This is a genomic window from Acinetobacter sp. ANC 7912 (assembly GCF_039862785.1).
Lineage (GTDB): Bacteria > Pseudomonadota > Gammaproteobacteria > Pseudomonadales > Moraxellaceae > Acinetobacter > Acinetobacter thermotolerans.
Window position 1 is genome coordinate 2,875,845 of sequence record NZ_CP156795.1, and the last position, 19,915, is coordinate 2,895,759.

The window sequence follows — 19,915 nt, forward strand, 5'->3', positions numbered from 1 at the left end:
TTAGCTTTTTGGGCGTAAAGTCGTTGTGGTCACGGTATTACGGCTTTTCTCGACATGCTGCACTGGCTGGCGCTGAACTTCTGGCTCAATCGCCACTGGCGTCGTTACCACGGCCTGAGGTTGGCTCTGAACAGGCGCACTTGGTACCGTTTTATATGTCGAACCTAATGGCGGCTTGGATACTGGAATCCGCTGCTGATACACATCGTCCAGATTTTCTGGCAACTTGGCAAAGTTACCATCATTATCCAGCGCTAACTGCAGACTATACAGCTGGCTATAACGCTGCTGGGAAATCTTGCGCACTTCGTTCTGGTCACCCACGATAGTCGGGTGAATAAACACCAGCAGATTACGTTTCTGGTTAGACTTGCCTTCGGAACGGAATAGACGTCCAAGTCCTGGAATTGCACCTAGTCCCGGCACCGCCTGACGACCATAACGCGTGTTATCCGAAATCAGACCACCTAGCACAATGGTTTGACCATGCTCTGCCAGAATCGAGGTTTTAATCGCACGTTTGGTGGTGACCAGATCGGATGCCTGCCCCTTGTTATCCTTGACATCAGAGACTTCCTGCTCGACTTCCAGACGCACCGTACCATCATCACCAATATGTGGAATGACTTTTAAGGTAACACCGACGTCTTTACGTTCAATGGTCGTGTATGGATTGGCAACACCAGTGGAAGTGGTCGACACTGAACCTGTGACAAAAGGTACGTTTTCACCGACGACAATATAAGCTTCTTCATTATCCATGGTCACGATCGACGGGGTCGACAGGATATTGGACTTGGTAGTTTCTTTCAGCGCCTGAATCATTGCACCATACAGCTTACGCGAACCATCATTGCCTTCACGATAATCCCCAATCACCAGCGAGGTTCCTGCACCAATGGCACTGCCCGCACCGGCCGCACCGCCGGTCAGATAACCTGCTGCAATATTTTTCAAACTGGAACCAAAATTATCAAAATTGATCAGCCCAATTCCGCTGCTCAGATCACCAAGAGCCCACTGAACTCCAAGTTGATCAGCATCCGTGCCTTCCACTTCCATAATTGCAGCTTCAATCAGCACCTGCTGGCGACGGGTATCCAGCTGACTAATGGCCGATTCAATTTCACGCATCAGTTGCGGATCAGCTTTGACCACCAGTGAATTCTGCGTGGTATCAGCAATGATGCTCACGCCATTGGCACTGTAGCTGGTAATACCTTGCTGGTTATTGCCAAAGCCGGAATTAAGCTGGATATTCGAGCTGGAACTGTCCTGAGACATACTGGATGAAGCATTATTATTACCCAAGGTATTGAGTGAGGTTCCAGTCGAACTGCTTTCAGAAGTGCTGCTACGGCCTAAATTTTGTCCAGACACTAATCCTTGCAGAATTTCAGCCAGATTCTTGGCACTGGCATATTTCAGGCGGAAAACTTTCAATCCACCGAGACGGTCTGCAGCTGGTACATCCAGCGTTTCAATGATCTGACGGATACGCTTACGAGTGGCGGTATCGCCTTTGATGATAATCCGATTGGTACGCTGATCCGCAATGACACGTACACGTGAGCCTTTAAGATCTTTGGCTGCACCAGTGAGTGTCATGGATTCTATCAGACCGATCATTTCCTCAGCCTGACTGGACTGCAGGGTAATGGCTTCGATGTCATTCTGCCCGGTACCATCCAGATTGCGCACAATGGTTTCCAGCTGGTAAATATTGCTGGCACGGTCAGAAACAATCAGCGCATTGGTGCCCGGTACAGCGGCTAAATGGGCAAACTGTGGCATTAAAGGACGTAAAGCGGGAATCAGGTCATTGGGGTTGGTATTTTCCAGCCAGATCACACGGGTCACGATCTGGTCACCGGTCGCGCGATGCCGGGCATCATAAGGAATACCGGAGCTTTTCACATTATTGTCAGGGACCAGCTTGATGGTATTGCCGGATGGAATGGCTACCACACCGTTGACGTTCAGCACCCCAAGGAATAGGTCATAAACTTCATCCTTGTTGAGGGCGCGATTGGAAATCACGGTCACATTACCGCGTACGCGCGGATCCACAGCAAAGTTTTTCCCGGTAATATCAGCAACTTCATTAATAAATGCTGCCAGATCTGCATCACGCAGGTTAATTTTCCATGTTTGTGCATGGCTGGCTGTGCTGACCATAGCCACCAGAGGGGCAGCAACACAAAATGCCCATGCTGATCGATTATTATTAAATAAAGCCATAAACCTAAATGTTTCCCAACCCTATATGTGATGCCATATCACTTTAAATCCTGTTGTATGGTCATCACCTGATCACCACGCTTAATTTCGAGCTTCACCTGACCCTGCTGACGTGCCTGCTCCAACAATTGGGCTTCTGACTGCCCAGCAGCTACGGTCTGTCCATTCAGGGAAATAATCCGATCTCCCGGCCTTAACCCCAGACGGTTACGCAGTACAGCAGGAGTCCGTGAAGTGACTTCATAACCATCTCCACCAGCAGAAACCCCCATATTTTCCAGATACCGCTCCCGATTCTCATTCATCTGCTGAATGGCACGACTGATCTCATTCTGCGGTGAAGACGGTTCATTATTTTGCTGGTTACCGGAATTACTCCAACCTGATGCAGATGATGAACTGTTATTATTTTTGGACTGCTCATTGCTTTGCCATGGCTGATTCAAGCCATTTTCCAGCCCTTTAAAGTAAATTTCTTTGGACGCGCCACTCTTCTGACGAATGACCACGTGATCCCAATAGACTTCTGCCAGTTCATAGCCCGTATCACCCAGCGTTTCACCGACCAGATAACGATCCGCCTGATCATTCAGTTTCAATACAGCGGAAGAACGATAGCTTGGACTCGCGATCATCACGCCCTGCAACAGGATATTGGAGACATCAGCATTGTTAGCTGTGCGGCCAGTTTCCTGGAACAGAGAAAATGAACTGATATTCGGAATTCTAGGTTGCTGTGAACCTAGCTCGACACGTTCCAGCTGTAAGGCCTGTGGAGGGGCTACCACCAACCAGAACAAGGCGGCCAGCTTCCAGCACAAATATAAAATTAGCAAAACCAGCAAGGCCGGTGCAGCCTTGTTCAAGGATTGTAAATCCAGTTGTTTAAATTTATCGAGATCCAGCGCCATCAGTTCACGCCTCCCAATAAGGGTTGACGGGTACTGATGACATAGGTGTCCAGTCCTGCCTTACCTTCATAAGAAGGCACATTCAGCAACATACGCTGAGTCAACTGCACATTCAGCATCAGCTCCGGATCGAGTTCAATATTCAGCATTTTCTGGTCACGGCTATCACGCACATCTAGCAACAGTTTTCCAGACTCATCAGCCAACTTTCCAGCCAGTACAGGTACATTCATCCGCTCCTGACGCTGGGCAAAGGTATAGAGCAATTCCCCACCGGCCCAGTTCACCTGGCCATCCACATCACTAAAGCCATTTTGTTTTTTATACTTGAAATCTAGCTGATTAAATTGGATCGCATTAATTGGCCACTGCCAGTCAGCCAGCGTTTTTAGGGTTTCTGGTGCAACTTGTCCTTCGAGTTTTTTGGCGATCAAGGTTTTGGTCAGGCCATAGGCCATGATTCCACTCAGTTTGGTGTTTCCACTATGGATTTCGACATTGGCACCGATGCGCAGCAACAACAGATCGAATGGACGGATCTGCCAGTTTAAGCTTCCCTTGAGTTGCCCCTTGTTCCAGTCCGCATTCCCCTGCCAGATATTACCGCTGACATTATGCAGAACCTGATTATTTTTATAAAATTTTGAAATTAGCCAGGCAGCTGGCACCTGCAAAACCACGAAAATAAAAAAGGCGACTACGACAAAAATCAACCATTTGAATGTTTTCGGTTTACCGCCCATAACACCCCAACCAATTAATCAATTTACAATCCCTGATTATCATTTTTTCTTTATCTACACATTATGCATACTTTTTCAGTTGCGCCAATTCATTGGCATAAAAAAACCAAGCAAAAGAGCTTGGTTAAAATTGCATAGGTCATCTCCATAACAACCTATGACCGGATTCAAAACTGAAATTTAGATCAGGAAATCTTCCAGCTTGGCACCATTTTCCAGTTCAGCCACCAACCAGCGTGGCTGTTTACCACGACCTGTCCAGGTATCGTTTGGATTAGATTTGCTACGGTAACGTGGCTCTACTGCTTTACGAGATGATTTTTTACGTTTAGACGCACCAAACTCTAACAGTTGTTCAATGCTCATGCCGACTTTTTCAGCAATACTTAATACCTGATTATAAGCATCTTCAATCTCTTGATCTTTTTTTGAAGCAATTAACGCTTCAGCTTCAGCTTGCAAACGTTTTAACTCTTCAACAGATAAATTAGTAATATCAGGCATAACTCTCTCCATAAATGATATTATTTGTTTTATAAATTAAATAACTTTTTTATGATATTTAGATTAAATCATTTATTCAATAAAAAAGTTTATACGGATAAGACAAATAATAAATAAATTACAAATTAAATACTTTTTTCTCGTCTTAAATTATATGCCCAACAGTATTTTCTAGTTCTCTGATTATTTTTTGAATATCTTCCGGAATTTCCATTTTTTGCCCAGTATGTTTATTAATACAGACTAAAACTGCTTCTGAAGTCGCCACAATACTCTGCTGCTGTTCACTCCATAATATATAACTCATTTTGAATGAAGTACGACCGATTTCGTCTATACGCGTGCCAATTTTTAACTGATCCGGATAAACCACCGGTTTTAAATAACGGCATTGATTGGTTGCAACCACAGTCACTAATGCACCCATTAAAATATTTAAGCGCTCCAGATACAGCAGACGCGCACTTTCGATATAACGGTAATACATCACATTATTGACATGACCAAACGCATCCATGTCTCCCCAAGCCACGCGTTGATCTAAGATCACCGGATACTGTGCGAGTGATTGCATATATTTCCCTTTTTTAAATTTTTGTTTGAATGAAATTGGTATTGGTTTCAAAAACCTGATTGAGTTGTCGTTGTAACTCGTCCTGCCCCTGTAAAGCCGCTTTAATCCGTAAATAACTCATACGCACATCATCAGGATATAACTCTAATAATTGCTGTGCTTCATCTTCATGACCTGCTGCCTGCAAGACATGCCATTTGGCAAAGGTTAATACTGGAACAGCGGTATATTTTTCTTCCCACAAAGAAATCTGGCGATTAATCAGCTTATAATCGGGATTTTGTCGCAATAATTGCTGCTGGAACCATAAATAGAATACATCCTGATTAAATTGCTCTTCGAGTAAATGTACCGCCAGTTTTTCATGCTCAACTGCCATTTCCGGCATTTTAAACAACAGTTTCAACCAGAGTAATTTCACCGCATAATCACGGCTAAATATTTCATCGCTTAAATCTAAATAACGCCGCTGCAAATAATTTAAATCATCTTCCGTGGCTTGCTCAAAAGCGAGCAATAACTGTTCCAGCCACAAGGTTTTGATATTCTGCTCTAAATGACCATATTGGGTCGAGCGTAAATATAACCATGGGAATTGTAAGGCAAATTGCCCCCATAAATTAGTTAAACGCTGTTGATAAGCAGATTTCACCTTAAATAACCAAGGCGATAATTCATGCTGATTCAAAAATTCTAAATGGGTTAAAGCCTGCTGCCCATCCTGCTGAGATAAATAGATTTCAATCCGTTGTAATTCCGCCAGTTCAAATGCCATCGGATTCGACTGATTTAATGATTTTAAAGCCTCGTCAAAATGCTGCTGCCCCCAAGATAATCGTGCATGAATAATATCTTTTAATAATCCAGACTGGGCAAAGGACTGTTGAATAAAATCACGCTGATCCTGTGCTGCATTCAGCAACCAGATCACCGCCAATTGCTCATAGGGGTGTAGATGACTAAAACTGAATACTTTCTCAGTTTTACGCTGTTCGCGGGTCAGATATCGCTTCACTACATACCACAGCATTTGCATGCTAAAGCTCAGAATCACTAGGATGCCAACCAATACCCATAAATTGGTCTGTACCTGCCAGTCACGCCAGTATAAATAGGCATAACCAGCACCATGCCCATAACTCAGCACACTGAGGACCGCGACTCCAAACAGGCAGACCAACAAATAAGCAAGCAAAATCTGTTTCATACGTGATCAGCTCATCAAGGTACGGGTATTCAGGGACGGCACTGGGGTCAGTGGTGTATTTTTCATCTGTTCCAGCTGTTTGATCCATTGCTGGCTTTTGGCATCCGGGAGCTGCTGCAATACTTCAATCACTGCACTAATAGCCTGCTGAAAGGGCACCTGCTGTCCTTGCTGTAAGGTCTGCTGCACCATTAATAAACGCAACTGCGCTTCTTTCAAAATAAGGCCACGCTGCATGAGTATGGCACTTGGTTTTGCTGCTGGTTCAATTTGAATCAGACGCTGCCAGAATGAACCAGACGCTGTAGAATTGATTTGATGTGGCGCTTGCATCTCTCTCGCCATTTCCACATCTATATGATTGAGCATGTCACGAATGCGGTTCTGCTGTACCAGACGACTATTGATAAACTGCTGTAGCATCATCTGATCTTTACCCAAAACCTCTTTTAGACTTTCCACTAATGCTGGAGACAAAGCATAGCTATCCAGATTCAACTGTAACTGACTCAGCTTTTCCACAGCCGTACTATACTGTTGTAGCTGTAAGGCAAATTCAATCAAATCCAGCTGCTGACGCACCAGTTCAGTATCATGGGTGACTTTAGCCGCCGAGATTTGTGGTGCTTGAATGTCAGGAGACTTCTGTCCCTGCTGTGCAGAAAGTTGGCGCTTTAAGGCAACAATATTGTCATTCAGATTGGCATTTTGTTTCTGGAGCAGGCTAAAGTTCGTACTGAGTTCATTCTGCTGGCTGCGCAGGTTAAACAGGTCATAGCTCAGTTTGATCATCCAGGCCAATGCCACGATCAATAGCACGATTAAGAATTTTTTCATGAGTGCCCCTGTACCTGCTCCATCTCCCGCACGATCTGACCTGCATTTAAGCTTTCCAGCTGGATAATTTCAAATGCTGTAGCATGATCTTGCCGGTATTCCCCCAAAACTTTGGCCAAACGTAGACCTAAAACAAAATAAATTCCTTTTTCAATCAGCAATATATCATGCTTCAGCAAAGCCAACCAATTTAACCAGCTGGCTTCACTACTAATTAACACTGCATATTGATTTTGCTGTTGTAATTGCGGAAGCAAATGAAGAATTTGCTGTTGCGACTGTAGCGGGCACTGACGCCGATACAATACTAAATTTAGAACCTTAATACCCTGCTGACACAATTGCTGCATCATAAACTGGCGCCCACCTTCACCACGCCAGAATGCTACCGTTGAGCCTTGTGGCAGATTATTTAAAACTGGCAGTTGCAGCATACCTTCAGAAGTTTCGACTTGTGGGACATAGCTGTGAAAACCATATTTCAGCAAGGCCTGTTCAGTCTTTTTTCCGACTGCAATCCACTGTATATGCGCCAGTGAATCCAATGAAATTCCAGCCTGCTGCAGATATTGCATACCAATCTCAACCGCAGTGGGGCTGACCACCACAATAACTTGGACATGACTCAACTGCTGATAGAGGTGGTCAAGTTCAGCGGACCAAGGTTGTGCAACCAGTTCTAATAAAGGCAGCTCGACCACAGGAATCTGCGTAACCTGCAGCTGCTGCGTGAGTTGTTGGGCGCGATCCTGGGGGCGGGTATTAATAAACAGCATAGAAAATTATGAATGCAGGGCTTTAAGTAACTCACCTGCACCTTGTGCTAACAGGTTTTGTGCCAGAGAAACGCCTAATTGCTCAGCTTCGCTGGCATCTGCCTGCAACTGTGCTTTTAATAGGGTTATACCATCGGTACTGCCGACACGGCCCTCAATGGAAATTGTGCCAGCATTTAAAGTTGCATAACCCGCGATAGGCACCTGACAGCCACCTTCCAGATAGGCATTGAAAGCACGTTCTGCACGCACACAAGCATCGGTTTCTGCATGTAATAAAGGCAAGATTAGATCAAGAACTACCTGATCGTTGCTTCGGCATTCTAAACCCAAGGCTCCCTGTCCTACGGCAGGTAAGCTGACTTCAGGCACAATCGTATGACGGATACGTTCCGCCAGACCAAGACGTTTCAGACCGGCACTAGCCAGAATAATGGCATCATAGTTACCTGCATCCAGCTTGGACAGACGGGTACCCACATTCCCTCGCAGATCGATAATTTCCAGGTCAGGGCGTGCTTTGAGAATCTGGCATTTACGGCGCAGGCTAGATGTCCCGACTTTAGCACCCTGTGGTAGCTCATCAAAGCTTGTGTAAGTATTGGAAACAAAAGCATCAAACGGATCTTCACGCTCACAGATCACTGCAAGACTTAATCCTTCAGGCAGCACCATCGGCACATCTTTCATCGAATGCACCGCCAGATCAGCACGCCCATCCAGCAAGGCTGCTTCCAGTTCTTTAACAAACAGACCCTTACCGCCAATCTTGGCTAGTGGTGTATCCAGAATTTTATCGCCCTGCGTAACAAAGGTCACCAGCTCCACCTGCAGATCCGCATGTAGTTGCTGCAGGCGTGCACGAATATGTTCCGCTTGCCACAATGCAAGCGGACTTTGTCGAGTTGCGATTTTAAGGGTCTTCATAAATTTCAAATACAATGCGTGTGAACAATAGTCTAAACTTAACCTGATCACTTTAAAATGCAAGTGAATTTATGCAAGTTACCCTTACAAATCAAAATCACATAAATCAAAGTTTATGAATGCGTTCACGCAAATACGGCAAGTGACGTCGACTTACCGCAAGTCGCTCATCCAGCTCACGGCAGCGCACCTGGTATTGTCCTGAGCTGACCACTTCCAGGCCATCCAGATAATTAATCGATACCAGCGCATTACGATGAATACGAATGAAATTTTGGCCAAATTCCTGTTCTAGGTCCTTTAAGGTTTCATCGATCAGGACACTGCCATTTTTATGTCGTACCGTGACATATTTCTGGTCAGCCAGGAAATAGTAAATATTCTCCACAGGGACAAGCTCCACCCCGCGATACGTTTTTGCCGCAATCTGATGGCGGCTGACATTGAGTTCTTCCATATTTTCTTTTTGTTTTAATTGGCTCATTTGAGCTTGGGTGAGTTTAGTTAAATGCTCAAGAACCTGTGACAACTCCTGTTGCATCACTGGTTTAAGCAAGTAGCCTTCTGCATTTGACTTGAATGCATCCAGCGCATGATGGTCATAGGCCGTGCAGAATACAATTGCCGGCATGGGGTCGAGTTGACGTAAATGCTGCGCACAGCGCAAACCGTCCATTTCAGGCATTTGAATATCAAGTAGTACGACATCAGGCTCGTGTTGATGTGCCAGATCGATAGCTTGCTGACCATGGGTAGCCGTCGCAACGACAGTATGGCCCAGCTGGCTGACCAGGCGTGCCAGACGCTCAACCGCGAGTGGCTCATCATCACAGATCAGGATGTCCATTTATCCCTCCTCCAGTTAACATCTCTTTATTATAAAGCTAACCGTATTTTCTTGTTATTTATAATGATATTGCACAACCGTCGTATAAATTCCCTTGCCGGCATAAGTTCTGAAAATCACAGATGGCCCATAATAGGCCTTTAAACGCTGTTGAACATTTTCAATTGCAATACCATTTCCCCGTTTTAATACTGCATCATCCTGTGAATATGGGTTTGTTATAATGATACTAATTTGATTCTGCAGGATTTCGATCAATATGCTTATCGTACTCTTTGTCAGAATTTTTTCAACTCCATGGAAAATACTATTTTCCAAAAGTGGTTGTAAAGTCAATAACGGAATCTGGACTTGTGAGTATAAGTCCTTGTTTTCTAGTTTCCATTCGACCTGTAAACGCTCGCCAAGACGAATCTGTTCAATCTCCAGATAGCGCCGGCACAGGTCAATTTCCTCCTGCAAACTCACCAGTTTCAACTCCTGAAAACTGGCACGAAACAACCGGGATAGATTGAGTAGCATATGTTCCGCTTTATCTGGATCGATACTGATCAAACTAATCGCACTATTCAAACTATTAAATAAAAAGTGTGGCTGAATCCGTGCCTGCATGGCCTGAATCCGGGAATTCAACTCACTATGATGCTGCCGTGACCACTGTTCTCTTAAATACAGATAACGAAAACAAAAAGTTCCCAGCAAAATACCAAAGCTAAGATGCATCCCCACGCGATCAAAGGCGATCTCCGTCGTCAGGCTACGCAGATGAAAATTTATGCCGAAATGTATCAAGACGTTTAAAGTCACTGTCGTGACCAACACAATGGCTTGTAATAACAAGAAACCAGCGATGAGGGCAGCTTTAATGCCCATACGATCAAAGCGCTGGTGAAACAACTGCACAAAAGCCGCAAAACACAGCAGTACCCAGTTGATATACAGCGCATATTGCAACAGATGAGTCAGATTCAGCGCCTGCCAAGACTGGGCTTCAGCCAGACTCAGCACTAGTGCCAGAACATTGCCGCCAACAAATAGCTCCAACAGATAGCGCCAATTTCCAATCAAGCCAAAGAAATAGGAAAATTCCTTGTGACCCATCAGCTCAGCAGAAGATTGAGCAGATGGAACTTCGGCAAGTGCCGTTGAATTTGCTATACTCTTTTTCGTTCTACTGCTTTTAATCTTATTGAGCCGACATGACCACATCTTCTAATTCCTCAAATCCATCACAAGCCCAAACTTCTGGCATGTGGGGCGGTCGTTTCTCTGAAGCGACTGATGCTTTTGTTGCTGAATTTACAGCATCTGTACAATTTGACCAACGTTTTTATAAACAAGATATTGCGGGTTCAATTGCGCATGCAACCATGCTTGCAAAAGTGGGCGTGCTGACTGAACGAGAACGTGATGACATCATTACTGGCCTGAACGCGATTAAAGCGGATATTGAAGCAGGTAACTTCGAATGGCGCATTGACCTTGAAGATGTGCACATGAACATTGAGTCACGTCTGACTCAGCGCATCGGCATTACCGGTAAAAAACTGCATACCGGCCGTAGCCGTAATGACCAGGTAGCAACGGATATCCGCCTATATGTACGTGACGAGATTGATGAAATCTTAAAACTACTGGAAAAATTACAAAAAGGTATTCTGGGTCTGGCAGCAAAAAATACCAATACCATCATGCCTGGCTTCACCCATCTACAAACTGCACAGCCTGTGACTTTTGGTCACCACCTGCTGGCATGGTTTGAAATGCTGGTACGTGACTCTGAGCGTCTGATTGACTGCCGTAAACGCGTCAACCGTATGCCTTTAGGTTCCGCAGCTTTAGCAGGTACGACTTATCCAATCGATCGTGCTTATACGGCTGAACTATTAGGTTTTGAGGCTGTAGCTGAAAACTCGCTGGATGCGGTATCTGATCGTGATTTCGGTATCGAATTCAATGCGGCAGCTTCCCTGATCATGATGCATCTGTCTCGTATGTCAGAAGAAATGATCCTGTGGACTTCTGCACAGTTCAAATTTGTAAATATTCCAGACCGTTTCTGTACTGGCTCTTCCATCATGCCACAGAAGAAAAACCCGGATGTGCCTGAGTTGATTCGTGGTAAGACTGGCCGTGTCTATGGCGACCTGATGAGCCTGTTGACCCTGATGAAAGGTCAACCATTGGCATACAACAAAGACAACCAGGAAGACAAAGAGCCATTATTTGATGCAATCGATACCGTTCGCGGTTCATTGATGGCATTTGCTGACATGATTCCTGCACTGGTTCCAAATGTCGAAATCATGCGTGAAGCAGCCCTACGTGGTTTCTCTACTGCGACTGACTTAGCTGACTACCTGGTGAAAAATGGCGTTGCCTTCCGTGATGCACACGAAATCGTCGGTAAAGCAGTAGCTTTGGGTGTTCAGGAAGGTAAAGACCTGTCTGAACTGACACTGGAACAGTTACAGCAGTTTTCACCACTGATTCAGGCGGATGTATTTGAAAAAGCCTTAACCCTTGAAGCATCAGTGAATGCACGTAACCACATTGGTGGTACTTCACCAGCACAAGTCGAAGCAGCAATTCAACGCGCTTATGCCCGCCTGGAAAAACTTTACGCTTAATGGTATTCGCTTAAATTTGGAGTATTGATATGTCTCGACAAGTATTTTGCCGTAAATATCAAAAAGAAATGGAAGGCTTGGACTTTGCACCATTCCCGGGTGCAAAGGGTCAGGAACTGTTTGACACCGTATCTAAACAGGCTTGGCAGGAATGGCTTAAACACCAGACCACGCTGATCAATGAAAAGCGTCTTAACGTGTTTGAACCAGATGCGAAGAAGTTTCTGGAAGAGCAACGTGAGAAGTTCTTCAACAATGATGAATCATTGGAAAAAGCTGAAGGGCTAAAGCCTGAAGAAAAATAAGGCGCTGCCTTATTTTTCTGCAAGACAAGCACCGAAGGTGCGCGTAGGTCAACATTTGAAAAGCTCCTTGAACGGAGCTTTTCTTATATCAAAAGCACTGCTCCGCCACGCCGCAGACAAGCAGCTATGCTGCGCATAGGCTTTAATTTAAAAAGAATCCCCTATTTACTAGAGGATTTTTATTGCCCTAAAAATCCTAAAAGTTACGCAAGACTAGAAGATTTTTTAAAGGCTATTTTTCAATTACTTAGGTCCAAAATTTTCACAAAAAGAAGAAAATTCCGTTAAATACAACCAAGGAATTCTAAATATTATCTTTAATTAAACTCTATTATTTTGATCAATAGAAATTATTCATTTCTTCAAGAAATTCAGCCCAGTCTTTTATTTCCCTAAAGTACAATATACATAACCCAGCTTTGGGTTAAATTTTTAGACAAAAATTACGACTACTATAAAATTTTACTAATCAATTAAAATTATTTTTCAGGCTCATATTTAACAGATTTAAAACTATAAATCATTGGCTTAGCTTAAAATAAATATTTAATTTGTTTCAAAATAATGGATTGTAAATATCAGATACATGCCACTCTACGAACTGCAACATTTGACTACAAGAATGTACATGAATTAAAAAATCAGCTTCTTATAATAGAACTCAAGAAGATGGCAACATCTTTGTATAATAGCGATAAATATCCCCGATTTCACGCCCAGTTCTTCCCCCAAAGGCTGGGTGTTTTTTTGTCTGTCACTTTTGTCTTGCACATAAAAAAAGCCCCAGTAATTGGAGCTTTATTTTCAGAATCTGTTTAAGGCTGTTTCAGGTATGGCCAGGCCGCTTTCAGGTAAATCATCATCGACCATAAGGTCAATACCACTGCTGTATACAGCAAGGCATAAGCCAACATTTCCAGTGGCTGCCAGTTGAGCAAGAATACCGTAATCGCGATCATCTGGAAGGCAGTTTTGTATTTACCTACCGTTGATACTGCAACACTGGTACGTGCCCCGAGTTCTGCCATCCATTCACGTAGGGCTGACACCGTAATTTCACGCGAAATAATCACGATGGCTGCAAAAGCCATAGATACGGTTGGCTGCCATTGCACCAACACAATGAGTGCTGCCGCCACCATCAACTTGTCTGCCACTGGATCTAGGAAACGGCCAAAAGCAGAGGTCTGGTTCAGCGTTCTGGCCAGATAACCATCAAACCAGTCCGTCACCGCCGCAATCACAAAAATCGCCGTGAGCAACATGTGGCGAGTCATATCCGGATTGCTGTTATCAAGCCCCATAGCAGGCGGCCAATATGCCACCAAAAGAAAGACCGGAATCAGGACAATACGTGCCAGGGTCAAGATGTTTGGAATATTCAGGATACGACCTGTAGTCATAGACACCGCCAATTGTTCCCCTCATGTACGATGAAAATGCACATTTTTATTGAGGTTTAATCCATCGTTAATATAACTTCACTTTATACGAATTGACCTGTAGTGTCACTAGGCAAAGACCGTCACTGTCTGTCTGGCAATCGCAATCAGGCGATTTTCTTCATCCCAGAGATAGGCATGTTCAGTGGAATAACCATCTGCAGCATGATCGGTAAACACTTTATATTTAAACCAATTATTCAGCTGATGCTTTAAGGGATGCACATGGGTGACGGTCCAGGTCAGGCTGCTAGCTGGTGCAATTTGCTTGAACATCGGTAGCACACCGGGTGGCCAGATATCAAAGAGTGCCATCAGATCGGCCAGTTCAAAATTCCGCTCCGGATGCCGTTCAGGATTAAAACGACACCAACCACCAAAGTCTGGATGTGAACTTCCTGTACAAGGCAAGTTCATCTCTGCCCAGACCAGATCAAAGTTAACGAAGCACTCAGGCAAGTTGAAATGCTCGGGAATTTTGAACAGGGTTTCAGGTGCTGGATAATCGGGTGCCTGTGCTTCTTGGCTGACCTCGATACTGGATTCACGTGCAACACCGAAGCTGGCAAGCAGAATGCTTTGCACGGCATCATCCTGCCACAAACGCACTTCAACCGTGGTTACTGATTTTCCTTCACGCAGGATTTCGGCGGTGAGTCTTACCGGACGTTGCTGCAATGGGCCAACAAAAGTAACGCTCGTGCTTAATAAACGTTTGGCTGGATCGCTAATGGTCAAAACTGCCTTTTGCATCATCAGTGCCGCAGCCAGACCACCATAAATGGTTCTTCCCTGTAGCCAGCCTTCCGGAATATCCACCCATTCTTCAGTTGCGATTGCAGCATACACCTGATTCAGTGCCATGGTTCATCCCTGTATTGTTATTGAATTTCGGTATCATTCAACAAAACGTACAGGATGTGAATGTCCAATGACTCGCTCGTCACTGAGCATTTTGGCTAATCAGTGGGCTGTTTTTGATACCAGTTTTATTCATGCAGGACTTTATAAATGGTGCGTGCCATCACCTCCCCCAGCCCAGGTACCAATTGTAAATCTTTTTCCGAGGCTTTTAGCACCCCCTGAATCCCGCCAAAATGGGTCAGCAGGTCACGACGGCGTTTCGGCCCCAGACCCGGAATCACTTCCAGCACCGATGAGCCACGTTTCTTATCACGTTTGGCACGATGTCGGGTAATGGCAAAACGGTGTGCTTCATCCCGCACCTGCTGGATCAGGTGCAGTGCCTTGTGATCCTCCGGCAACTGAATCTTGGTACCATCGGTAAAGTGTAGAGTTTCCAGACCCGGTTTACGCCCTTCACCTTTGGATACACCGACCATAAAGGCCTCCAGACCAAGATCTTGCATGACTTCCATCGCCATGTGTAGCTGTCCTTTACCACCATCAATCAGCAACAGGTCTGGCAGCATGTGCTTCTTATAACGTCGGGTCAGTGCCTGACGCATCGCGGCATAGTCATCGCCTGCCTGGATGTCTTGGATAGAAAACTGGCGATAATCACGTTTCCGTGCACCACCTGAATCAAACACCACACAAGACGCTACGGTTTCTTCGCCCATGGTATGTGAGATATCAAAACATTCAATTCGGTCTATTGGACGACCCACCACCTGCTCCAGCTGATGAAAACGTTCATTCAGCTCAAAGTGATTGGCCAGCTTGGTCTTGATGCCTTGCAGCACATTCATCTGTGCCAACTCCAGCCATTCCGCCCGGGTTTCCCGCACCTTGGACTTGATCTGAATTTTCTTTTCAAAATGCTGAGATAAAGCCTGCTCCAACTCCTTGCGATCAGTCACATCGACATTGACGATCAGTTCTGCCGGAATTTCATCGGCAACTTGGAAGTAGAAATTGGCAATAAAGTCATTCAGCATCTGGCCCAGATCATCACCCTGCATATCCGGGAAATAGCTCTTGCCGCCGAGCATCTTGCCATTGCGCACATGCATGATCTGTACACAGGTCACCCCAGCCTGGTGGGCAATCGCCAAAATATCCGCTTCGCCTTTCACTTTGTAAATTGCTTGCTGGGCCTGCACATCACGCAACAAAGCCATACGATCGCGGTAGAACACCGCTTTTTCAAATTCGAGCTTTTCTGCCGCCTCTTCCATCTTGGCGATCAACTGCTGGTTCAGCTCCTTGGTATCGCCTTGCAGAAAGCGGATCGAGTTATTCACGTCTTCCTGATAATCCTCAGGTGAAATCAGGCCCACACAGGGACCGGAACAACGCTTAATCTGGTATTGCAGACACGGACGCTTGCGCTGGGCAAAATAGCTGTTTTCACATTGACGCACATTGAACAGTTTTTGCAGGATCACCAGCGTATCGCGGGCATTGTAGGCACTGGGATAAGGCCCAAAAAACTTGCCCGCCTGATGCTTGCCTTTGCCCCGCCCTGCGGCAATGCGCGGATAAGGCTTGTCACTGGATATAAAAATATAGACATAGGATTTGTCGTCACGCAGCATGATGTTATACGGCGGACGATGCAGCTTGATCAGGTTCTGTTCCAGCAGCAGCGCTTCGGTTTCAGAGCGCACCACCAAGGTCTGAATATCGTAAATGCGGGCCACCAACGCCTGAGTTTTTGGGTGCTCAATCGTCTTGACAAAGTAGCTGGAAACGCGATTTTTCAGGTTTTTCGCCTTGCCCACATACAGCAGTTCGCCATCCTTGCCATACATCCGGTACACCCCCGGAAGCGTGGTCATATTCGCCAGGATTTTTTCAATATGGGGACGCGCGTTCTCGTTCACCTGCTACCTATTTTTTCACATGCAATATGCAGAATAATGTGATGCTTGATGCCTGATTTTCAAGCATGTTGACAAAATTACCATCAAAGCTATGCATTCGCTGTTTTTGCCAAGCAGACATCCTGATGAATTTATAAGCTGAGCATAATGATTTGATTGCTAAAAGCTATAATTTTCAATTGATATCTTTGCTATGCTCAGCGCATCCCAGTTTGAGATTTTCAGGATGACCGTGCAGTCCTCTGGTCCACATATTGTTCGACCTGCCACTTCTACGCATAGCGCTTCGGAACGTGACCGCCTGATTGGCAAGCCACGCTTCCATTTTGAGCCCAAAGAAGTAATGCAGCTGTTGCGTGAGCGCATTATCGGACAAGATGCAGCACTGGATGAAATTGAGAAAATGCTGCATGTGGTCAAGGCGGATTTTTCCAACCCGGAGCGTCCGCTGTCTGTCACGCTGATGCTGGGGCCAACCGGGGTCGGTAAAACTGAAACCGTACGCCTGATTGCCGAAGCGATTTATGGCCGTCCGGATGCCTTCTGCCGGATTGATATGAATACCCTAGCGCAGGAACACTATGCCGCTGCACTGACTGGTGCACCTCCGGGTTATGTTGGCTCCAAAGAAGGTCACAGCCTGTTTGATGAAACAGCCATTGCAGGTAGTCACACCCGTCCAGGCATCATGCTGTTTGATGAACTGGAAAAGGCATCGAATGAAGTCATTCGAGGCCTGATGAATGTACTGGATACAGGGCGTTTAACCCTAACCGCAGGCACCAAGACCATTGATTTCCGTAACTGCATGATCTTTATGACCAGTAATGTCGGCGCTCAGGCGGCGCAGCAATATCTGGAAAAACTCAGCTTCCTGCCACAAAAAATGCAAGAGCTGTGTCTGAAAAAAATGCCGACCAAGCGCATTATTGAAAAAGTCATGCAGCGCAAGTTTGATCCGGAATTTCTGAATCGCATTGACCGTACCCTGCACTATCAAGCAGTGCAGAATGATGCCCTACCGCGTCTGGTGGAAATTGAACTGGAAAAACTGAATAAACGCCTGCAGCACCAGAAACGCACAGTGATCCTGACCGATGCAGCCAAAGCCTATTTCTATCAGGGTCATGACATTCGCTATGGTGCCCGTCATCTGGGCCGTAAAATGCGCACTGAACTGGAGCCAATTCTGGCGATCTATTTCTTGAATCAGCCAGACCAGCTCACTTTAAACCTGGACTGTGTCGATGGTCAGCTGGTGATTCAGCCTGCAAGTTAAATTTTCAGTCCAGCCAAATCACCAGAGGTAGAATTCTCAAGATTAGGCTTTAGGTTGAACTGCCTGAATAAAGGCCGCCTGATCTTTAGGAGAAACCAAAATAAATTTCTTTACCCCATTTTCTTCATAGTCAATTTTTAGACGCTTTAAAGACAAAGCCGGGGCGATACTGGACAGATCAGTCGGCTGGATCTGCTGGATACTGGACAATGGAATCTGCCATTTCAGCCACACACTGCGAACAGTTAGGATGCCATTTTCAACAATGTAACGTGTGCTGAGCAAAGGCCACCACAGCACCGCAATAGTCAGCATATACACCGTAGAATGTAGCGGATACTGTTCTAATGTGCCTTTGGCCTGCATCACCAGTAATAACTGCAATAACAGTCCTGACATACAGACAATAAAGGCGACAATCCACCAGTCTTTCTTGGAACGAAACTTCTGCATACACCCCCCCTCATGTGTTGCAGTGCAACTGAAACTTATACCTGATTTCAGTTACTTTTACTGTTGATTCTGGCATAAAAAAACGCGCCACAGCGCGTTTTTCAGTGACTTAATGAAACACATAAGGCCGGATAAAGATCAGGAAGAAAATACCCCACATCAGGAACCATTTCAGGAAATAGTACAGCGTGCGGTTTTTCTTCTTCAGTGCTTTGGCTTTGATGCGGATCTGATACACATAACCAAAGACCTTGTTCAGGCCGCCTGTCTGATCCCCCGCTTCATTTGGTGAACTCGCAGCCGTCATCACGTTCTTGCCAAACCAGTGGTTAAAACGTTCCATCCAGCGGGTCTTTAATGGGCGTTCGACATCGGCAAAGAAAATGATCCGGTTCTGGTCGGTCTTGTTTTCGGCATAGTGGATGTAGGTTTCATCAAACACCACACTTTCGCCATCACGCCAGGAATATTTCTGACCATCGACATCAATAAAGCAGCGGTCATCATTTGGAGTCATCAGTCCCAGGTGATAACGCAACGAACCGGCATACGGATCACGGTGTCGTACCAGACGGCTATCCGGTGCCAGTTCGGTAAACATGGCAGCTTTAATGGTTGGCAGAGTCTTTAACAATGCTGTCGTTTTTGGGCAGAGTTCCATCGCAGAAGGATGTGCCGAGTCATACCATTTCAGGTAAAAACGCTTCCAGCCGGTTTTAAAGAAAGAGTTAAAGCCCAAATCATCATAACTGCTGGAGGCCTTGATCCCACCTTGGGCATATAAGGCTTTGGCTTCATCCCGAATCATTTCCCAGTTTTCATCCAGAACTTTCAGGTCCTTGAAATGCTGGGTGTCGATATAAGGCTGGTTGGGCACTTTGGAAAACAGGTACATCAAAAAGTTAATCGGCGCCAGGATCGTAGAATGGTCGAAAAACTGTCGGTAAAACGTATGACGTACCTTACCCCGTTGTTGAATATATAAGGCAGATATGACAAATATCGCCAATATAAGCCACTTGATCATAAAATTACCTAAACTTTCAGGAGGATGTTCCTGAATGGATTTACATATTTTTAAAGCCGCGCATTATAACAAATATCAAAAAACCAGCAGTGCAACCCATCGGTACAGATATCCATTCACGTTTTTTTAAATTGTGGTTATTTAGGCAATTGACCTTTTTGACAGGAAAACTAAAGTTTTCTAAGACTTGAAATCCCCCTGTTTCCCCCAATATCACTTTAAGTTTCAATAAAAAAATTGAGATGAAACAAAATCTTCAACGATCAGTGAACGCAATCACTTTAAAAAGACGTCTAAAAATGTGTCTCAGCCGTTCAAAAATAGATGACCCTTGCGTCACGGCTTGATACAACTTGTTATGTTCTTTTTAGATATAGTTATCGTAAGATTAGCGAGGCAAAAAAGTGCGCAGGAGACGCGCAC

General features: G+C 45.2%; 19 protein-coding genes. 3 read left to right on the forward strand and 16 right to left on the reverse strand.

The window, feature by feature from the left end; translation table 11 throughout:
* From gspD to ABEF84_RS14115, 11 genes are all read right to left on the reverse strand, one after another.
* Positions 1 to 2,241, reverse strand: a complete 2,241-nt coding sequence (gene gspD / locus ABEF84_RS14065) for a type II secretion system secretin GspD (protein WP_347454649.1) — start codon at positions 2,239 to 2,241, stop codon at positions 1 to 3.
* Between the two features lie 38 nt (positions 2,242 to 2,279).
* A complete protein-coding gene (locus ABEF84_RS14070; protein WP_034584208.1) occupies positions 2,280 to 3,152 on the reverse strand; it encodes a type II secretion system protein N in 873 nt (290 codons plus the stop codon).
* Positions 3,152 to 3,895, reverse strand: a complete 744-nt coding sequence (gspN, locus tag ABEF84_RS14075; protein WP_347454648.1) for a type II secretion system protein N — start codon at positions 3,893 to 3,895, stop codon at positions 3,152 to 3,154. The genes ABEF84_RS14070 and gspN overlap by 1 nt, the downstream gene beginning before the upstream one ends.
* 180 nt (positions 3,896 to 4,075) lie before the next feature.
* Entirely contained in the window at positions 4,076 to 4,399 is a 324-nt protein-coding gene (locus ABEF84_RS14080; RefSeq protein WP_034584203.1) for an H-NS family nucleoid-associated regulatory protein, read from the reverse strand.
* A 145-nt stretch (positions 4,400 to 4,544) separates the two neighbouring features.
* Complete coding sequence (locus ABEF84_RS14085) at positions 4,545 to 4,973, reverse strand: thioesterase family protein (RefSeq protein WP_034588058.1); 429 nt, start codon at positions 4,971 to 4,973, stop codon at positions 4,545 to 4,547.
* A gap of 13 nt (positions 4,974 to 4,986) precedes the next feature.
* Positions 4,987 to 6,180, reverse strand: a complete 1,194-nt coding sequence (locus ABEF84_RS14090) for a hypothetical protein (protein WP_034588055.1) — start codon at positions 6,178 to 6,180, stop codon at positions 4,987 to 4,989.
* Positions 6,181 to 6,186: 6 nt separating this feature from the next.
* The gene (locus ABEF84_RS14095; protein WP_034588054.1) at positions 6,187 to 7,017 is read right to left on the reverse strand and encodes a hypothetical protein; all 831 of its coding nucleotides are present in this window, start codon (positions 7,015 to 7,017) and stop codon (positions 6,187 to 6,189) included.
* Positions 7,014 to 7,793 carry a uroporphyrinogen-III synthase gene (locus ABEF84_RS14100; RefSeq protein ID WP_347454647.1) on the reverse strand — a complete coding sequence of 260 codons (780 nt, stop codon included), beginning with the start codon at positions 7,791 to 7,793 and terminating at the stop codon, positions 7,014 to 7,016. Before ABEF84_RS14100 ends, ABEF84_RS14095 begins: the two co-directional genes overlap by 4 nt.
* A 6-nt stretch (positions 7,794 to 7,799) precedes the next feature.
* Positions 7,800 to 8,720 (reverse strand): hydroxymethylbilane synthase, encoded by a 921-nt coding sequence (gene hemC, locus ABEF84_RS14105; protein WP_034588049.1) that lies wholly within the window; start codon positions 8,718 to 8,720, stop codon positions 7,800 to 7,802.
* A gap of 106 nt (positions 8,721 to 8,826) precedes the next feature.
* Positions 8,827 to 9,567: a LytTR family DNA-binding domain-containing protein gene (locus ABEF84_RS14110; protein WP_034588048.1), complete on the reverse strand. Its 741-nt coding sequence runs from the start codon at positions 9,565 to 9,567 to the stop codon at positions 8,827 to 8,829.
* Positions 9,568 to 9,621: 54 nt separating this feature from the next.
* Positions 9,622 to 10,776 carry a sensor histidine kinase gene (locus ABEF84_RS14115; protein WP_034588045.1) on the reverse strand — a complete coding sequence of 385 codons (1,155 nt, stop codon included), beginning with the start codon at positions 10,774 to 10,776 and terminating at the stop codon, positions 9,622 to 9,624.
* Between ABEF84_RS14115 and argH the strand changes: the two genes are divergently transcribed.
* Positions 10,767 to 12,197, forward strand: a complete 1,431-nt coding sequence (argH, locus tag ABEF84_RS14120) for an argininosuccinate lyase (protein ID WP_034588042.1) — start codon at positions 10,767 to 10,769, stop codon at positions 12,195 to 12,197. The two genes, ABEF84_RS14115 and argH, sit on opposite strands and share 10 nt — an antisense overlap.
* 29 nt (positions 12,198 to 12,226) lie before the next feature.
* On the forward strand, positions 12,227 to 12,502 hold the full coding sequence (locus ABEF84_RS14125) for an oxidative damage protection protein (RefSeq protein ID WP_034588041.1): 276 nt from the start codon (positions 12,227 to 12,229) through the stop codon (positions 12,500 to 12,502).
* A gap of 815 nt (positions 12,503 to 13,317) precedes the next feature.
* Here the strand turns inward: ABEF84_RS14125 and pgsA are convergent.
* From pgsA to uvrC, 3 genes are all read right to left on the reverse strand, one after another.
* Positions 13,318 to 13,905: a CDP-diacylglycerol--glycerol-3-phosphate 3-phosphatidyltransferase gene (gene pgsA, locus ABEF84_RS14130; RefSeq protein WP_034588037.1), complete on the reverse strand. Its 588-nt coding sequence runs from the start codon at positions 13,903 to 13,905 to the stop codon at positions 13,318 to 13,320.
* A gap of 108 nt (positions 13,906 to 14,013) precedes the next feature.
* The gene (locus tag ABEF84_RS14135; protein WP_034588035.1) at positions 14,014 to 14,808 is read right to left on the reverse strand and encodes a thioesterase family protein; all 795 of its coding nucleotides are present in this window, start codon (positions 14,806 to 14,808) and stop codon (positions 14,014 to 14,016) included.
* 125 nt (positions 14,809 to 14,933) lie between these two features.
* Positions 14,934 to 16,733, reverse strand: coding sequence for an excinuclease ABC subunit UvrC (uvrC, locus tag ABEF84_RS14140; RefSeq protein WP_034588031.1), 1,800 nt, complete (start codon positions 16,731 to 16,733; stop codon positions 14,934 to 14,936).
* 226 nt (positions 16,734 to 16,959) lie between these two features.
* Here uvrC and ABEF84_RS14145 point away from each other — a divergent pair, with 226 nt between their 5' ends.
* Complete coding sequence (locus tag ABEF84_RS14145; protein WP_034588028.1) at positions 16,960 to 18,012, forward strand: AAA family ATPase; 1,053 nt, start codon at positions 16,960 to 16,962, stop codon at positions 18,010 to 18,012.
* A gap of 42 nt (positions 18,013 to 18,054) precedes the next feature.
* Here the strand turns inward: ABEF84_RS14145 and ABEF84_RS14150 are convergent, their stop codons facing one another.
* Positions 18,055 to 18,465 (reverse strand): PH domain-containing protein, encoded by a 411-nt coding sequence (locus tag ABEF84_RS14150; RefSeq protein ID WP_034588025.1) that lies wholly within the window; start codon positions 18,463 to 18,465, stop codon positions 18,055 to 18,057.
* Between the two features lie 109 nt (positions 18,466 to 18,574).
* Positions 18,575 to 19,492, reverse strand: coding sequence for a lipid A hydroxylase LpxO (lpxO, locus tag ABEF84_RS14155; RefSeq protein WP_347454646.1), 918 nt, complete (start codon positions 19,490 to 19,492; stop codon positions 18,575 to 18,577).
* Between the last annotated feature and the right edge of the window lie 423 nt (positions 19,493 to 19,915).

Excerpts from the sequence above, each read along its gene's own strand:
- gspD (WP_347454649.1), bottom strand. The coding sequence starts at position 2,241 with ATGGCTTTATTTAATAATAATCGATCAGCATGGGCATTTTGTGTTGCT.
- ABEF84_RS14070 (WP_034584208.1), bottom strand. The coding sequence starts at position 3,152 with ATGGCGCTGGATCTCGATAAATTTAAACAACTGGATTTACAATCCTTG.
- gspN (WP_347454648.1), bottom strand. The coding sequence starts at position 3,895 with ATGGGCGGTAAACCGAAAACATTCAAATGGTTGATTTTTGTCGTAGTC.
- ABEF84_RS14080 (WP_034584203.1), bottom strand. The coding sequence starts at position 4,399 with ATGCCTGATATTACTAATTTATCTGTTGAAGAGTTAAAACGTTTGCAA.
- ABEF84_RS14085 (WP_034588058.1), bottom strand. The coding sequence starts at position 4,973 with ATGCAATCACTCGCACAGTATCCGGTGATCTTAGATCAACGCGTGGCT.
- ABEF84_RS14090 (WP_034588055.1), bottom strand. The coding sequence starts at position 6,180 with ATGAAACAGATTTTGCTTGCTTATTTGTTGGTCTGCCTGTTTGGAGTC.
- ABEF84_RS14095 (WP_034588054.1), bottom strand. The coding sequence starts at position 7,017 with ATGAAAAAATTCTTAATCGTGCTATTGATCGTGGCATTGGCCTGGATG.
- ABEF84_RS14100 (WP_347454647.1), bottom strand. The coding sequence starts at position 7,793 with ATGCTGTTTATTAATACCCGCCCCCAGGATCGCGCCCAACAACTCACG.
- hemC (WP_034588049.1), bottom strand. The coding sequence starts at position 8,720 with ATGAAGACCCTTAAAATCGCAACTCGACAAAGTCCGCTTGCATTGTGG.
- ABEF84_RS14110 (WP_034588048.1), bottom strand. The coding sequence starts at position 9,567 with ATGGACATCCTGATCTGTGATGATGAGCCACTCGCGGTTGAGCGTCTG.
- argH (WP_034588042.1), top strand. The coding sequence starts at position 10,767 with ATGACCACATCTTCTAATTCCTCAAATCCATCACAAGCCCAAACTTCT.
- ABEF84_RS14115 (WP_034588045.1), bottom strand. The coding sequence starts at position 10,776 with ATGTGGTCATGTCGGCTCAATAAGATTAAAAGCAGTAGAACGAAAAAG.
- ABEF84_RS14125 (WP_034588041.1), top strand. The coding sequence starts at position 12,227 with ATGTCTCGACAAGTATTTTGCCGTAAATATCAAAAAGAAATGGAAGGC.
- pgsA (WP_034588037.1), bottom strand. The coding sequence starts at position 13,905 with ATGACTACAGGTCGTATCCTGAATATTCCAAACATCTTGACCCTGGCA.
- ABEF84_RS14135 (WP_034588035.1), bottom strand. The coding sequence starts at position 14,808 with ATGGCACTGAATCAGGTGTATGCTGCAATCGCAACTGAAGAATGGGTG.
- ABEF84_RS14145 (WP_034588028.1), top strand. The coding sequence starts at position 16,960 with ATGACCGTGCAGTCCTCTGGTCCACATATTGTTCGACCTGCCACTTCT.
- ABEF84_RS14150 (WP_034588025.1), bottom strand. The coding sequence starts at position 18,465 with ATGCAGAAGTTTCGTTCCAAGAAAGACTGGTGGATTGTCGCCTTTATT.
- lpxO (WP_347454646.1), bottom strand. The coding sequence starts at position 19,492 with ATGATCAAGTGGCTTATATTGGCGATATTTGTCATATCTGCCTTATAT.